The sequence below is a fragment of the Streptomyces sp. B93 genome (genome assembly GCF_018070565.1).
GTDB lineage: Bacteria > Actinomycetota > Actinomycetes > Streptomycetales > Streptomycetaceae > Streptomyces.
On sequence record NZ_JAGPXL010000011.1, the window covers coordinates 104,985 to 120,753 of the forward strand.

Sequence of the window (15,769 nt, forward strand, 5' to 3'; positions counted from 1 at the left end):
CGGCGGTCGGCGGACGCAGGCTTGGCCTTGTGTTCGAAGACTGTTCGACTGATGGCCGCCGTGCGGAGCACTCCGGCGGCCGGCGCTACGCCACCGTGAGACCGTCGGCGGGTGCGGCGCCGTCCCCGGTCGTCCCGGGCGCGTCGTCGAGGGCCTGCCTTATCCGGGCCGCCACGGCCGGGTGCACCGGCAGGGCGAGATGTCCGATGCCGGTGACCTGCACGTTCACCACGGACAGATCAGGATGATCGAGCCGTGCGGCCTCCGGCGGGTCCATCAGATGGTCCAGATCGCTCCAGAAGCTGACGAACCGCGTACGGCAGCCCGGCGCGGGCGCGGACAGCTCCGCCATCAGCGTGGACCCGGGGCGCATCTGGCGCACAATGGGGTGCGCGTTCGCCAGTGGTACGACGCGTGTGCCGGAGTGCGGAGTGCCGAGGGTGACGAGGACGCGCACGCGCGTGTCGCCGCCGAGGCGCTGCACGTAGTAGCGCGCGATCAGTCCGCCCAGGCTGTGCCCCACGACATCGACCCGGTCGCTGCCCGTGCGCCGGCAGACCTCCTCTACGTGCCGCCCGAGCAGCGCGGCCGCGGTACGGACGTCGCAGGTCAGCGGGGAGTAGTTGAGCGATTCCAGGTGGCGTCCGCCGTGCTGGGCGAGGGCGCGGCGCAGCAGGACGAAGACCGAGCGGTTGTCGATGAACCCGTGCAGCAGCACGACCGGCGGCTTCGCCCCCGCGGGGAGCCGGGCCGCGCCGTCCGCGGGCAACGGGCCGGGATCACCGGAGCGGCGTTCCTGGACGATGCCGGAGGGATAGAGGAGAAGATGGCCCGCGAGGATCGCCAGCTCCAGTGCCGTCGCCTTCAGCAGGGCCACGGAGATCCCCGCCAGCCTGCCGGGCAGCAGACGCAGTTGCGGCGGAGGGAGCGACGGCAGGGGAAAGGGCGGTGCGGGAAAGGGCGGCAGCAGCCCGGTGACCTTCATGGCCGACCTCCTGTCGGCACGCCGGAGGGCGGCGCTGTCCCCCGTGTGCCCTTGAGGGAAGCCGTGGCCGAGGTGATCGACGGCGGGTGGGTGTTGTGGTGCCGCACCAGCGCGGCGCGCGGCCTGCGGCGCGGTGGTGCGGCAACCTCGTAGCGGCTCCCGTGGCGCGGATGTCCCTCGCCGACGTGGCCCGGGTGCCCCGGCGGTGCGCGGCGTCTGGGCCGCGAAGACTCGAAGACGGTGCGCGGCGAACGTGTCCCACCGTGTGATTTCCCCCTCCCTGCGCGCCGCGAAACTGCCCGTTGCGGGATGCTGGCGATAACGTTCGTTCACTTCCCCGTCCGGTGTGGTGCGGGGCGGAGGAGGCAGTCGCTTGATGGAGGCAGTGATGGGTGTGGCAGCCGGTCCGATCCGCGTGGTGGTGGCCAAGCCGGGGCTCGACGGCCACGATCGCGGGGCCAAGGTCATCGCACGGGCGCTGCGGGACGCCGGTATGGAGGTCATCTACACCGGCCTTCACCAGACTCCCGAGCAGATCGTCGACACCGCGATCCAGGAGGACGCCGACGCGATCGGTCTGTCCATCCTCTCCGGTGCGCACAACACGCTGTTCGCGGCGGTGATCGAACTGCTCAGGGAGCGGGACGCGGCGGACATCCTGGTGTTCGGCGGCGGGATCATTCCCGAGGCCGACATCGCTCCGCTGAAGGAGAAGGGTGTCGCCGAGATCTTCACGCCGGGCGCTACCACGGCCTCGATCGTGGAGTGGGTCCGCGAGAACGTGCGCCAGCCCGCCGAGGCGTGAGACGGGGCTGGGCGCGGCGTCCGACCGGGCACCGGAGAACGGTTCTCCGGCCGGGGACCGGCGGAGGCTTCCTACGCGCCCAGCTCCTCCAGCATCGTCCCTCTCAGCCGTAGGGTCGTGACCAGGCGCTGGAACGCCTCCGTCCAATAGCCCCCGGCTCCCGGTGACGCGTCCTCCGGTTCCTCCGGCGTGGTCAGGAGGGCGTCGAGGCGCGGGGCCTCGGAGGGTGACAGACAGCGCTCGGCCAGGCCCATGACGCCGCTGAAGCTCCACGGATAGCTCCCCGCGTCCCGCGCGATGTTCAGGGCGTCGACCACCGCCCGCCCGAGCGGCGCGGACCAGGGCACGGCGCAGACGCCGAGCAGCTGGAAGGCCTCCGACAGGCCGTGCGTGGCGATGAACCCGGCCACCCACTCGGCCCGTTCGTCCGCGTCGAGCGTGCCCAGCAGCTTGGCGCGCTCGGCCAGGGACACCGCGCCCGGCCCGCCCGCCTCCGGTGCCGCGGGAGTGCCCAGCAGGGCCCGCGACCACTCGGCGTTCCGCTGCCGGACCGCCGCCCGGCACCAGGCCGCGTGCAGTTCGCCCCGCCAGTCGTCCGCCACCGGCAGCTCCACGATCTCCCCGGGCGTACGTCCGCCCAGCCGGCCGGACCAGCCGTCCAGTGGGGCCGCCTCCACCAACTGGCCCAGCCACCAGGATCGTTCACCGCGTCCGGCCGGGGCCTTGGCGACCACGCCGTCCCGCTCCATCCCCGCGTCGCACTCGTGCGGCGCCTCCACGGCGATGGTCGGCGTGTCGGCCGTGTGGTCGAGCGCCACGCACGCGCCCGCCCGGACCGCCATCCGCGCGGCCAGTGCCGAACCCGGCAGCGCCGACAGCAGCTCGGCGGCCGTGGCGCGCACATTGCGGCTGCGGTCGGCGAGCGCCTCCTCCAGGAACGGCTCGTCGTCGGGGCCGAGGCGGGTGCGCAGCGAGTCCAGGAACATCAGCCGGTCCTCGGCCCGTTCCGTCGCCCAGGTCGTCGCCAGCAGTGCGCGCGCGGCGGCGGGCTCCTGGGCGCGGATCGCGGTGAGCAGCGCGACCCGCTCGGCGAACAGGCCCTCCTGCCACACCTCCTCCACCCGTGCCGTGTCCGCCAGGTGCGGCAGCGTCGCGCCGCCGCCGGGGGTGGAACGCAGGGCGAACCGCCAGTCGGGGTTGAGCCGGGCGAGCCACAGGGCGCGCGGCCCGGCGAACGTCAGCGCCGCCGGACGCAGGTCCGTACGGCCCCGGGCCGCGTCCAGCAGCGCGGGCAGCGCCTGCGGCGGGGCCGCGTAGCCGCGGGCGTTGGCCGCCGCCAGCCACTGCGGCAGCAGCTCCATCAGATCGGGTGCCGTGCCCCGGCGGCCCCCACCCGCGCCGGGACGGTCGGCGAGCAGCATCGCCAGTCTGCGGGCCGCGGCGTCGGGCAGGGCCCGCCGCGTGTCGTCCGGCGCCGGATCGGGGCGCCGTGCCGCCCGCGCGGGACGCAGCCCCGCCCGACGCCGTACGGTCTCCAGGGCCGCCGCGTCCAGCAGCGCCACCGGTGCCTCCCGGCCCGGCGTGGTGTCGGGCGGGGTACGCCGCTCGGTGCCGAGCAGCGCGGTGGTGACGAGTTCCTCCCAGGCGCCCGGCACGGGCGTGTCCCTGGGGGCGGAGGTCCTGGTCACGCGGTCTCCTTCCAATCCGTTGGGCTCGGTCGGTCGGGCCCGGTTGCGGCGTAGAGGTGTTCGCCGGGCCGGTGGCTGCGGCGTGGTGGTGTTCCTCGGGCCGCAGCTGCGGCGAGTGGTGTCCGTCGGGCCGGTGGTTTCGGACGTTGGTGTCCGTCGTTCACGGCGGTGAGACCGCCGTGCCCTGGTCCTCGGACGGGTCACCGGCGGGGTGGGGCCTTGGCGGTCCGTTCGGTCGGGGCCGAACCTCGCGGCCGTCGCTCAGCACAGCTGGACCGCCGTGCCCTCGCCCTCCGGCCAGGCCGTCAGTGGGGTGAAGCCGCGGTGGCCGCACTCACCGAAGACCTTGACCGGGGCGCCGCCGGAGAGGGCGACCAGCCGCCACAGGCCCGGTCGGGAAAGCGCGGAGGGGGTGAGCGGCAGCGCCGTGTCCGCTTCGGCGTCCGCGAGCTGCCAGGAGTCACCGTCCGGGGTCGGTATGACGCGGTCCAGCGTCACCGGGACGGAGTCCAGCCAGGGGTCGCCGCGCAGCGCCTCGCCGTAGCGGGCGGCGGCCTCCGACGTCGAAAGGCCCGGAGGCCGGATCGCCGCGGGGGCGGGCGGGGCGAACTGCTCGCCCAGGGACGCCCGGACCTGCCCGGCGCCCGGGAAGGACGCCACCTCCGCGTCCAGCGCCAGGCCCACCGGCAGCGCCAGCTCCGGAGCGCGGCCCGCCGCGCCGTAGGAGAGCAGCAGCGCGGTGCGGCCGGAGTCGGCGCCGTGCAGCCAGATCCGGCGGGTGGTGAGCTTGGCGTCCGCCGTGTCGTACTGGGCGAGGACCAGCCAGCGGTCGCGTACCGCCGGACCGTCCGCCGACGCGGGCAGGCCGACGCGGGAGCGCACCGTCGCCGCGAGGTCCTCGGGCAGCCGCTCCCGGCGCAGCCAGCCCTGGTCGAGGAGGTGGAGCAGCGCGCACTCCTCCAGCAGCCGCACCGGCCAGCCCGCCCCGGAGCCGGGTATCGCCCCCAGCTCCCGGACCCGGGCGGCGAGCCCGGGCGCCTGCGCGTCGACCATGCGGGCGGCGGTCTCCTCCCACAGCCCGTACCCGGCGTGCTCCGCCGCGGCCAGGCCGCCGCGCAGCAGGTCGGCCAGGCGCTGCTCAAGCTCCGTGGCGCCCGCGGTGACCCGCTCCGCCCGGCGCTCCGCACGCCGCCGCGCCGCCTCCGGATCGCCGCCGCCCGACGCGGCACCCCCCGCCCCCGCGGACCGCTTCTCCTCCGAACGCTTCCTCCTCCCCTTTATCCACTCCTCCGCCCAGTCCGGCGGCTGGGCGGAGGAAACCGCGACATCACCGCCCGCCCAGAGCAGCAGCAGCCCGAGCGCGTGCTTGCACGGGAACTTGCGGCTCGGACAACTGCACTTGTACGCGGGCCCGGAGGCGTCCGCGATGTCGACGACCGTCTGATACGGCTTGCTGCCACTGCCCTTGCACAGGCCCCACACCGTCCCCTCGTCGGAACTCCCCGCCCCGGACCACGGCCCCGCCGCTCCGAGTTTGCCGCCCGCCTTGCGTGACGCGGCGTCAGGCGCCAGTGCCAGCACCTGGTCCGCAGTCCAGCGCACCCCCTGCTGAGTCATGCCATCGAAGGTAGATCCCCCCACTGACAATCGGGTCTGCGAGCGCGTTTGCGCAGGTCAGAGCAATTGTCAGTGGGATGGTGCACGGTGGACACCAGATCCGAACCGGCCGAGCTGGAGGGGGCGTCAGCCATGTCCGTGACCCTTGACCCGACGTCTGCTGAACCGACGTCCGCGCAACCGCGGGAGAGTGAACCGGGCGAAGAGCTACGGCCGCACGCCGAGGACGCCTTCGCGTCCGAACTCGCCGCGCTGGCCGCCCAGGACGACCGTCCGCGCCCGGCCCGCTGGAAGCTGTCGCCGTGGGCGGTGGCCACCTATCTGCTCGGCGGCACCCTGCCGGACGGCACGGTGATCACACCGAAGTACGTGGGCCCGCGCCGCATCGTCGAGGTCGCCGTCACCACGCTCGCCACCGACCGCGCCCTGCTCCTGCTCGGCGTCCCCGGCACCGCGAAGACCTGGGTGTCCGAGCACCTGGCGGCAGCGGTCAGCGGCGACTCGACCCTGCTGGTGCAGGGCACGGCCGGAACACCGGAGGAGGCCATCCGCTACGGCTGGAACTACGCGCAGCTGCTGGCCCACGGCCCCAGCCGGGACGCCCTCGTGCCCAGCCCGGTGATGCGGGCCATGGCGCAGGGGATGACCGCCCGCGTCGAGGAGCTGACCCGGATCCCGGCCGACGTCCAGGACACGCTCATCACGATCCTGTCGGAGAAGACCCTGCCGATACCGGAGCTGGGCCAGGAGGTGCAGGCGGTCCGCGGGTTCAACCTGATCGCCACGGCCAACGACCGCGACCGCGGTGTCAACGACCTGTCCAGCGCCCTGCGCCGCCGCTTCAACACGGTCGTGCTGCCGCTGCCGGAGAGCGTCGAGGCCGAGGTCGACATCGTGTCGCGGCGCGTCGACCAGATCGGCCGCTCGCTGGAACTGCCCGCCGTGCCCGACGGCATCGACGAGATCCGCCGCGTCGTCACCGTCTTCCGCGAGCTGCGCGACGGGGTCACCGCGGACGGCCGTACGAAGGTGAAGTCGCCGAGCGGCACCCTGTCCACCGCCGAGGCCATCTCCGTCGTCACCAACGGACTGGCGCTGGCCGCGCACTTCGGGGACGGCGTGCTGCGGGCCGGTGACGTGGCCGCGGGCATCCTCGGCGCCGTCGTCCGCGATCCGGCGGCCGACCGGGTGGTCTGGCAGGAGTACCTGGAGGCGGTCGTCCGGGAGCGCGACGGCTGGAAGGACTTCTACCGGGCCTGCCGGGAGGTGAGCGCGTGATCCGCGCGCCGCGCACGGCACATGAGGACGACGACCTGGGCTGGCCCAAGCCCCGAGGGGGACGGTGTGAACGGAGCTGACCGGCACGCGGGCACCGCGCCGCGGCCGCTGCTGCTCGGCGTACGGCACCACGGGCCGGGGTCGGCGCGGGCGGTGCGGGCCGCGCTGGACGCGGCGGCGCCCCGGGTGGTGCTGATCGAGGGACCGCCCGAGGCCGACGCGCTGATCCCGCTGGCGGCCGAGGACGACATGCGGCCACCGGTCGCGCTGCTCGCCCACGCCGTCGACGAACCCGGCCGCTCGGCCTTCTGGCCGCTCGCCGAGTTCTCCCCGGAGTGGGTGGCCATCCGCTGGGCCCTGGACCACGACGTCCCGGCCCGCTTCATCGACCTTCCGGCGACCCACGGCCTGGCCTGGCGGAGGGGGGACGCGCCCGAGGAGGGGACGGGCGACGACACCCCCGGGGCCGGTGCCGACCTCGCTCCCGCCGACTCCGCTCCAGGTACCGACTCCGCTCCAGGTACCGACGTGGACACCGGGGCGCCCGGCGCCGACGTCCGGGTGGACCCGCTCGCGGTGCTCGCCGACGCCGCCGGGTACGACGACCCGGAGCGCTGGTGGGAGGACGTCGTGGAGCACCGGGGCGTGGGCGCGGGGGACGCCTTCGCCCCGTTCACGGCGCTCGAGGAGGCCATGGGGGCGCTGCGGGAGGCGTACGGCAGCGGGGGCGACGACCGGGACCTGGTGCGCGAGGCGTACATGCGGCTCCAGATGCGGGCGGCGCAGCGGGAGTTCGGTGACGACGTGGCCGTGGTGTGCGGGGCCTGGCATGTGCCCGCGCTGCGCCGGAAGGCCACCGTCGGCGCCGACCGGGCGCTGCTGAAGGGGCTGCCCAAGGTCAAGGCGGACATGACCTGGGTGCCCTGGACGTACCGCAGGCTGGCGCGGGCCAGTGGCTACGGCGCGGGCATCGACTCGCCGGGGTGGTACGGGCATCTGTTCGGTGCCCCGGACCGGCCCGTCGAGCGCTGGCTGACCAAGGTGGCGGGGCTGCTCCGGGAGGAGGACCGGATCGTCTCCTCGGCGCATGTCATCGAGGCGGTGCGGCTGGCCGAGACGCTCGCCGCGATGCGCGGCCGTCCGCTGCCCGGTCTGAGCGAGACCACGGACGCCGTGCGGGCGGTGATGTGCGAGGGCTCGGACGTCCCGCTGGCGCTGGTGCACGACCGGCTGGTGGTCGGGGACGTGCTGGGGGAGGTGCCGGAGTCGGCGCCCGCGGTGCCGTTGCAGCGGGACCTGAGCCGGTGGCAGCGCAGGCTGCGGCTCAAGCCGGAGGCGCTGGAGCGGGAGTTGGAGCTGGACCTGCGCAGGGAGACCGACGCCGAGCGCAGCAGACTGCTCCACCGGCTGCGGCTGCTCGGCATCGGGTGGGGCGAACCGGTCTCCTCGCGCGGCAGCACGGGCACGTTCCGGGAGACCTGGCGGCTGCGCTGGGAGCCCGAGCTGTCGGTGCGGGTCGCGGAGGCCGGGGTGTGGGGGACGACCGTGCTCGCCGCCGCGACCGCGAAGGTGGAGTCCGACGCCACCACGGCACCGGGCCTCGTCGAGGTCACCGCGCTCGCCGAGCTGTGTCTGCTGGCCGACCTGGCGCGGGCGCTGCCCGAGGTGATGCGGATTCTCGCCGACCGGGCGGCCCTCGACGCGGACGTGGCCCACCTCGCGCAGGCCCTGCCCGCGCTGGTGCGCTCCCTGCGCTACGGCGATGTGCGGGGCACGGACACCGGTGCGCTGGCTGAGGTCGCCGCGGGCCTCGCCGAGCGGGTCTTCGTCGGGCTGCCCCCGGCCTGTGCCGCGCTCGACGCGGACGCCGCCCAGGAGATGCGGCGCCATGTGGACGCGGTGCACGGCGCGGTGGGGCTGCTGGGCGGCACCCCCGAGGCCTCCGCGCCGGCCCACGCGGGCCTGCGCGGACGGTGGCACAGCGTGCTGCGGGTACTGTCCACGCGGGACACCGTGCCCGGGGTGATCCAGGGGCGGGCCGTGCGGCTGCTGCTCGACGACGGGGAGCTGGAACAGGGCGACGCGGCCCGGCTCATGGGGCTCGCGCTGTCCCCGGGGACGCCGCCGCCGGACGCGGCCGCGTGGATCGAGGGGTTCGTCGGAGGAGGCGGCGGCGGAATGCTGCTCGTGCACGACGAGCGGCTGCTCGCACTGATCGACGGCTGGCTGACCGGGGTGTCGGCGGACGCGTTCACGGACGTGCTGCCGCTGCTGCGGCGCACCTTCTCGGCGTACGAACCGGGCGTCCGAAGAACACTCGGCGAACTGGTGCGGCGCGGGCCGGGGCAGCGGGCGGGGGCCGCGGCCACCGGCGGCGGGGCGCCCGGGTTCGCCGCGGAGCTGGACGCCGGGCGGGCGGACGCCGTACTGCCGGTGGTGCGGCTGCTGCTCGGGCTGGACGAGGACGGGGACGGACGGTCGGCGGGCGCCGAGGACAACGGGCTTGTGGAGGCGGGGGTATGACGGTCGACGGGAGCGACGCCGGGCGGGAGCGGCTGCGGCGCTGGCGGATGGTGCTCGGGGGCGACACGGCGGACGGCATCGGCTGCAAGCTGACCGGGACGGACGCCGCGATGGACGGTGCGCTGGGCGCGCTGTACGGGAGGGGGGACAAGGCCCAGTCGGGGAAGGACCGTTCGGCGGGGCTGGGGGCGTCGGCGCCGTCGGTGGCGCGCTGGCTCGGCGACATCCGCACGTACTTCCCGTCGTCCGTCGTACAGGTCATGCAGCGGGACGCGATCGACCGGCTCGGGCTGTCCACGCTGTTGCTGGAGCCGGAGATGCTGGAGGCGGTGGAGGCCGATGTGCACCTCGTCGGCACGCTGCTCTCCCTCAACAAGGCGATGCCGGAGACCACCAAGGAGACGGCACGGGCCGTGGTGCGCAAGGTCGTCGAGGACCTGGAGAAGCGGCTCGCCACCCGCACCCGGGCCACGCTCACCGGCGCCCTCGACCGCAGTGCCCGCGTCAACCGGCCCCGCCACCACGACATCGACTGGAACCGCACGATCGCGGCCAACCTCAAGCACTACCTGCCCGAGTACCGCACGATCGTGCCCGAACGGCTCATCGGCTACGGGCGCGCGTCCCAGTCGGTGAAGAAGGAAGTCGTCCTCTGCATCGACCAGTCGGGGTCGATGGCGGCGTCGGTGGTGTACGCGTCGGTGTTCGGGGCGGTGCTGACGTCGATGCGGTCCATCAACACCCGGCTCGTCGTCTTCGACACGGCGGTCGTCGACCTCACCGACCAGCTCGACGACCCGGTCGACGTCCTCTTCGGCACCCAGCTCGGCGGCGGTACGGACATCAACCGGGCGCTGGCCTACTGCCAGTCGCAGATCACCCGCCCCACCGAGACGGTCGTCGTGCTGATCAGCGACCTCTACGAGGGCGGCATACGCAACGAGATGCTGAAGCGGGTCGCCGCGATGAAGGCGTCCGGGGTGCAGTTCGTGACGCTGCTCGCGCTCTCCGACGAGGGGGCGCCCGCCTACGACCGTGAGCACGCGGCCGCGCTCGCGGGGCTCGGCGCACCGGCCTTCGCCTGTACGCCCGACCTGTTCCCGGAGGTGATGGCGGCGGCGATCGAGAAGCGTCCGCTTCCGATACCCGACATGGCCGGGGGAACCAGCACATGACTACCCATCGGTAACAGGGGGCTTGCGCTACCTCGGGCGTCCCGTGCGAGGATCGACGCCGCGCTTTGCTGTGAACCGGCGCGCGACACGTTCCCCGCACGGAGGAAGCTCCCCCTTGATCTGTCCGGCAGTTCTGTCCCGCGCCGCCGCCGTGCGCGTGCTGCGGGTCGCGCTGCTGGTGGGTGGGTTGTTCGTGCTCGGGGTGCTCTGGGGAGAGCAGGCGCAGGCGGCGGAGGGGACGCCGGTGGTCGCCCCGAAGGCCGCGGAGGCGGTGGGGGCGGCGGAGGTCGTGAAGGCCGCCGAGAGCGTGGTGTCCGGTGCCGGGAGCGCGGCTCCTGAGGTGGGGCCGCGGTCGGTGACCGTTGTGTCCCCGGATGCGGTGTCCGGGCTCTCCGAGCTGCCGGAGGAGCCCGCGGTGCCGGAGCTGCCCGAGTTGTCGGAGCTGCCGGAGGAACCGGTGCGGATCCTGCCGGCGGCCGAGTCCGAGTCCGAGTCCGGACCCGGCTCCGGTTCCCGTTCCGGTTCCGAGGCCGCGTCGGGGGCGAAGGACGGGGGCAGTTCGTCGGCGGCCGACGCGGGGGCGGGTAGCGCCCGGCCCGTCTCGGCCGTGACCGGGCAGTTCCACGGGCCGCACACCCGCCCCGTCGGGCCGGAAGCGGTCGTCGGAGCCGTCGGCGTCCCCCGGGGCGTCGAGGCGTCGCACGGGCGGATGGCCGACGGCGCCGCTCCCGCACCGCCGCACCGCCACGCGCCCGCCGGTGAGGGCGACGGCGCGCTGGGCAACCGGTCGGCGGCGGACAGCGGATCTTCGCGACACGGGGACGCGTACGCCGTCACCGTGGAGCGGCGGGCGCCGGTGCGGTTGCCGCCGGGTGCCGCCGCGGTTGTCGTGGCGGACGGGACGCGCGAGCGGTATCGGGACATTCCCCTCTTCCCCGGCTAGGGCAGGCCTCACCCCGCCATGACCTGCCGCGCGGGGGCGGGCCAGGTCTGCCCGCCGGTCCGGACGGCCCCTCAGGGCTCCGGGCACCGGAATGTCCCCAGAATCCCGTAAGGATCTGACGTACCCATGAACAAGAACATCCGCCGTTCCATCGTGCTCGCGGCCGGAGTGACCGGCGCGTGGGCGCTCGGCACCAGCATCGCGAGCGCCGACGAGCTGCCCGCCTCGACGCTCTCCACGCCGGACGCGACGACCGAGACGGTCGCTGGCACCACGGAGACGGTCGCCGGTACCGCCGAGACGGTCGCCGACACCACCGACGCCGCCGAGACGGTCGCCGACACCACCGACACGGTCGCCGACGCCCTCCCCGCCTGGGGCACCGTCGACGTCACCCACACCGACGGGGGAGCCGAGGTCGCCGTCCAGGCCGACGCCGACGACGTGGCCGTCCCGGACGCGCAGCCGCAGGTGCGGGCGCAGGCCGCGGACACCGTCGACTACCTGTTCGGGCCGCTCTCCGCCTTCGCGCCCGAGCTGGAGGAGAGGCAGGAGAGGATCGTCGACGAGGCCGCCGACGCCGTGCTGCCGCCCGTCGCGCACACCGCGGTGCGGGGCGCGGCCCCGGTCGCCGAGCAGGCCGTGGCGGACGCCGGGGCGCTCGGCCACGGTGCCACCGCCGGGGTGCGCCCGCTGGCGGACGGCCTCGCCGGGCACGCCGGGGCCTTCGGTGAGGGTGCCGCCGGGCAGGTGGGCTCGTACGCGCACCAGGTCGCGGAGAGTGGCGGTGCGCTGACCGGGCATGCGGTCAGTGGTGCCGACGGCGTCGTGCGGGACGCCACGCCCGGCTACGCGCAGGACGTGCTCGGACTGTACGGCTCGTACGGCAACCACAACCTGCACCACACGTACGGCTCCTGATCCACAGGCGCTGTATCCCGGCGTCTGAGCCATAGGCGCTGTTCAGGGGCCTCACCGGGCCAGCCCCAGCCCGGTGAGGCCCCGCACTTCCGGCACGGGGTGCCGGAGAGGATGGCATCATGTGACAGGTATCACCGCTCACGTGTGAGATGCGATTTAGAGAGCTTCGCCGAGCGGGGATAACCTGCGAGACGGACATGCCGCGCCCTCGGACACCGTGTGCGCTTCCCTTGTGACACAGCGGACGTCGTCACGTTGCCCTTCGCGGCACGCCCACGCATCCAACGAACCGCGAGATCACTGATAGGGACGGAAGCGCGTGGACCTGTTCGAGTACCAGGCGAGGGACCTCTTCGCCAAGCACGATGTACCGGTGCTGGCCGGTGAAGTCATCGACACGCCTGAGGCGGCGCGCGAGATCACCGAGCGTCTGGGCGGCAAGTCCGTCGTCAAGGCGCAGGTGAAGGTCGGTGGTCGCGGCAAGGCCGGTGGCGTGAAGCTGGCCGCCAGCGCGGACGAGGCCGTCGCCCGTGCGACGGACATCCTCGGCATGGACATCAAGGGCCACACGGTCCACAAGGTCATGATCGCCGAGACGGCTCCGGAGATCGTCGAGGAGTACTACGTCTCCTTCCTCCTCGACCGTGCCAACCGGACCTTCCTCTCCATCGCCTCCGTCGAGGGCGGCGTGGAGATCGAGGAGGTGGCGGCCACCCGTCCGGAGGCCGTCGCCAAGACGCCGATCGACCCGATCGACGGTGTGGACGAGGCCAAGGCCCGCGAGATCGTCGAGGCCGCCAAGTTCCCGGCCGAGGTCGCGGACAAGGTCGTCAACGTCCTCGTCCGGCTCTGGGACACCTTCATCAAGGAGGACGCCCTCCTGGTCGAGGTGAACCCGCTGGCCAAGGTCGCGAACGGGGACGTCATCGCCCTCGACGGCAAGGTGTCGCTGGACGACAACGCCGAGTTCCGCCACCCGGACTTCGAGGAACTCCACGACAAGGCCGCGGCCAACCCGCTCGAGGCCGCCGCCAAGGAGAAGAACCTCAACTACGTCAAGCTCGACGGCGAGGTCGGCATCATCGGCAACGGCGCGGGTCTGGTCATGTCGACCCTGGACGTCGTCGCCTACGCCGGTGAGCAGCACGGCAACGTCAAGCCCGCCAACTTCCTGGACATCGGCGGTGGCGCCTCCGCCCAGGTGATGGCGAACGGCCTGGAGATCATCCTCGGCGACCCGGACGTCAAGTCCGTCTTCGTCAACGTCTTCGGTGGCATCACCGCCTGTGACGAGGTCGCCAACGGCATCGTCCAGGCCCTGAAGCTGCTGGAGGAGCGCGGCGAGGAGGTCACCAAGCCGCTGGTCGTCCGCCTCGACGGCAACAACGCCGAGCTGGGCCGTCAGATCCTCACCGACGCCAACCACCCGCTGGTCCAGCGCGTCGACACCATGGACGGCGCGGCCGACAAGGCCGCCGAGCTGGCCCACGCCGCCAAGTAAGCACTCAGGACGAGGACACCAACACACCATGGCTATCTGGCTCAACAAGGACAGCAAGGTCATCGTCCAGGGCATGACCGGCGCCACGGGCATGAAGCACACCAAGCTCATGCTCGGGGACGGCACCAACGTCGTGGGCGGCGTGAACCCGCGCAAGGCGGGTCAGACCGTGGACTTCGACGGCACCGAGGTACCCGTTTTCGGGACGGTCGCCGAGGCCATCGAGAAGACCGGCGCCAACGTCTCCGTCATCTTCGTGCCGGAGAAGTTCACCAAGGACGCCGTCGTCGAGGCGATCGACGCCGAGATCCCCCTCGCGGTCGTGATCACCGAGGGCATCGCCGTGCACGACACGGCCGCCTTCTGGGCGTACGCGGGCAAGAAGGGCAACAAGACCCGGATCATCGGTCCGAACTGCCCCGGCATCATCACGCCCGGTCAGTCCAACGTCGGCATCATCCCCGGTGACATCACCAAGCCGGGGCGCATCGGGCTCGTCTCGAAGTCCGGCACGCTGACGTACCAGATGATGTACGAGCTGCGCGACATCGGCTTCTCGACCGCCGTCGGCATCGGTGGTGACCCGATCATCGGTACGACGCACATCGACGCGCTCGCCGCGTTCGAGGCGGACCCCGACACCGACCTGATCGTGATGATCGGTGAGATCGGTGGTGACGCGGAGGAGCGTGCCGCCGACTTCATCGCGAAGAACGTGACGAAGCCGGTCGTCGGGTACGTGGCGGGCTTCACGGCGCCCGAGGGCAAGACGATGGGGCACGCGGGGGCGATCGTCTCCGGGTCGTCCGGGACCGCCCAGGCGAAGAAGGAAGCGCTGGAGGCGGCGGGGGTCAAGGTCGGTAAGACTCCTACCGAGACGGCGAAGCTGGCGCGGGAGATTCTGAGCGCCTGAGCCTTCTGATCGACCGTTTGTGGGCCCGTACCCGGCGAGGGTGCGGGCCCACCGGCGTTCTCGCTCGCCGCGCTGGCGGGTAGCCGCTGCGCCCACCCTCCCCCAAGCTCTCGGCTTCGCTCGAGCAGGGGGGACCCCCATCGCCCCAGCGGCACGACTGCCCGCAGCTCAGTCGGCTTCCGGTACCAGTCTCTCCGGGCCGCTCGACGATTCCTCGCGGAGTTTCTTGCGAAGCTTCAGCGCCTCCTCCGACAGGGGGCCGGGGGCCGTGCGTGGGGGGACTCCGCGGACCGTTTCCCCCGGGGGTACCGGGGGCTCGTACTGGGTGGGGGCCGTGCGGAGGGAGAGGGTCGTGGCGCTGATGAGGGTGACCGTGAAGGCGATGGCGGCTCGGGTCCAGAAGCGGGCGCGGCGTTCGCTGAGGCTGCGGACGGTGGGGGGTTTGGCCGCGCGGAGGCGTTCGCGGGAGGCGAGTTCGGCGAGGCGGCGGTGGAGGGTGGGCGGGTCGCCGAGGTCCGGGAGCTGGGCGGCCACGGCATCGCGGGCGTGCAGCAGCCGGTTCGCCGTGGCCCTGGTGCTCGCCTCGGTCTCCGCCGCGGTCTCCGGGAGGCCGAGGCCCACACCGTCGTAGAGGAGGAGGGTGCGGCGGTGGGCCGGGGGGAGGTCGAGGAGGACGTTCAGCAGGGCCCGGTGGGAGGGGTCCGCCGGTGGGGGTTCGGGGTGGCGGTGGCGGGGGCGGAAACGGTGCCAGGGGGAGAGGGCGTAGTCGTACGCCGCCGCGCGCACCCAGCCCGCCGGGTCCCGGTCGACGGCCACCTCGGGCCAGCGGTCCCAGGCCTGCTGGAAGGCCCGCTCGACCGACTCCCGGGCCAGTTCCCGCCGCCCGGTGAGCAGATAGGTCTGGCGTACGAGGGCGGGGGCGCAGAACGCGTACAGGGCGTCGAAGGCCTGGGCGGGGGTCAGGGGCGTCTCGGCGGCCCGCGGGATCGGGGGAGGGGCGTCCGCCGGGGACGGGGTGAGGGACGGTTCGGCGGGTGGCGGTGGTTCGGACGCGAGTGTGGGCGTGGTGTCGGTCGGGGGGCGGGACTTCTCCAGGCTCACCCGCACCGGAGTTTCCGCCGCCGGTTCCTGATCGCGTGTCGCCCGGCGGCGGGATGCCATGGCGTCCAGTTCGGCCAGTTGTTTCGCGTACGCCTCCCGTTTCCTGCCGTGGGGTGTCGTGCGGCCGGTCTCCCAGGTTCGTACCGTCGCACGGCTGACGCCCACCCGCGTGGCGAGCTGAGCCTGCGTCAACCCCGCGGCCTCGCGCAGGCGTCGGCGTTCCTTGGGGGGTGGGAGCGGGGTGGCAGGGCTCTGCGTCACCGGGCGCCCCTTCGTGCGAAAAAGAACATAAACACATATTGAGTGACACGTCGGGGGT

Annotated in this window: 12 protein-coding genes; 8 read left to right on the plus strand and 4 right to left on the minus strand. The window is 73.5% G+C overall.

Features of this window, described 5'->3' with window-relative positions; translation table 11 throughout:
- Nucleotides 1-85 precede the first annotated feature (85 nt).
- A complete protein-coding gene (locus tag KBY47_RS13725; RefSeq protein WP_210921352.1) occupies nt 86-985 on the minus strand; it encodes a triacylglycerol lipase in 900 nt (299 codons plus the stop codon).
- 388 nt (nt 986-1,373) lie between these two features.
- Here KBY47_RS13725 and KBY47_RS13730 point away from each other — a divergent pair, with 388 nt between their 5' ends.
- Nucleotides 1,374-1,790, plus strand: coding sequence for a cobalamin B12-binding domain-containing protein (locus tag KBY47_RS13730; protein ID WP_210921353.1), 417 nt, complete (start codon nt 1,374-1,376; stop codon nt 1,788-1,790).
- 71 nt (nt 1,791-1,861) lie between these two features.
- Here the strand turns inward: KBY47_RS13730 and KBY47_RS13735 are convergent, their stop codons facing one another.
- Nucleotides 1,862-3,478: a DUF5691 domain-containing protein gene (locus tag KBY47_RS13735; protein ID WP_210921354.1), complete on the minus strand. Its 1,617-nt coding sequence runs from the start codon at nt 3,476-3,478 to the stop codon at nt 1,862-1,864.
- A gap of 261 nt (nt 3,479-3,739) precedes the next feature.
- On the minus strand, nt 3,740-5,095 hold the full coding sequence (locus tag KBY47_RS13740; RefSeq protein ID WP_210921355.1) for an SWIM zinc finger family protein: 1,356 nt from the start codon (nt 5,093-5,095) through the stop codon (nt 3,740-3,742).
- A 132-nt stretch (nt 5,096-5,227) separates the two neighbouring features.
- On the opposite strand from KBY47_RS13740, the gene KBY47_RS13745 reads away from it, so the two are divergent.
- The 7 genes from KBY47_RS13745 (at nt 5,228) to sucD (ending at nt 14,349) form a co-directional block, all read left to right on the plus strand.
- The gene (locus KBY47_RS13745) at nt 5,228-6,373 is read left to right on the plus strand and encodes an AAA family ATPase (RefSeq protein ID WP_210921356.1); all 1,146 of its coding nucleotides are present in this window, start codon (nt 5,228-5,230) and stop codon (nt 6,371-6,373) included.
- Nucleotides 6,374-6,394: 21 nt separating this feature from the next.
- Entirely contained in the window at nt 6,395-8,896 is a 2,502-nt protein-coding gene (locus KBY47_RS13750) for a DUF5682 family protein (RefSeq protein WP_374103075.1), read from the plus strand.
- Complete coding sequence (locus KBY47_RS13755) at nt 8,893-10,071, plus strand: VWA domain-containing protein (protein ID WP_210921358.1); 1,179 nt, start codon at nt 8,893-8,895, stop codon at nt 10,069-10,071. The genes KBY47_RS13750 and KBY47_RS13755 overlap by 4 nt, the downstream gene beginning before the upstream one ends.
- A 115-nt stretch (nt 10,072-10,186) precedes the next feature.
- Nucleotides 10,187-11,014: a hypothetical protein gene (locus KBY47_RS13760; RefSeq protein ID WP_210921359.1), complete on the plus strand. Its 828-nt coding sequence runs from the start codon at nt 10,187-10,189 to the stop codon at nt 11,012-11,014.
- A 126-nt stretch (nt 11,015-11,140) separates the two neighbouring features.
- The gene (locus KBY47_RS13765) at nt 11,141-11,935 is read left to right on the plus strand and encodes a hypothetical protein (RefSeq protein ID WP_210921360.1); all 795 of its coding nucleotides are present in this window, start codon (nt 11,141-11,143) and stop codon (nt 11,933-11,935) included.
- 319 nt (nt 11,936-12,254) lie between these two features.
- Entirely contained in the window at nt 12,255-13,436 is a 1,182-nt protein-coding gene (gene sucC / locus KBY47_RS13770) for an ADP-forming succinate--CoA ligase subunit beta (RefSeq protein ID WP_210921361.1), read from the plus strand.
- A gap of 28 nt (nt 13,437-13,464) precedes the next feature.
- A complete protein-coding gene (gene sucD / locus KBY47_RS13775) occupies nt 13,465-14,349 on the plus strand; it encodes a succinate--CoA ligase subunit alpha (RefSeq protein WP_210921362.1) in 885 nt (294 codons plus the stop codon).
- A 168-nt stretch (nt 14,350-14,517) separates the two neighbouring features.
- Here the strand turns inward: sucD and KBY47_RS13780 are convergent, their stop codons facing one another.
- Nucleotides 14,518-15,711, minus strand: a complete 1,194-nt coding sequence (locus KBY47_RS13780) for a helix-turn-helix domain-containing protein (protein ID WP_210921363.1) — start codon at nt 15,709-15,711, stop codon at nt 14,518-14,520.
- Between the last annotated feature and the right edge of the window lie 58 nt (nt 15,712-15,769).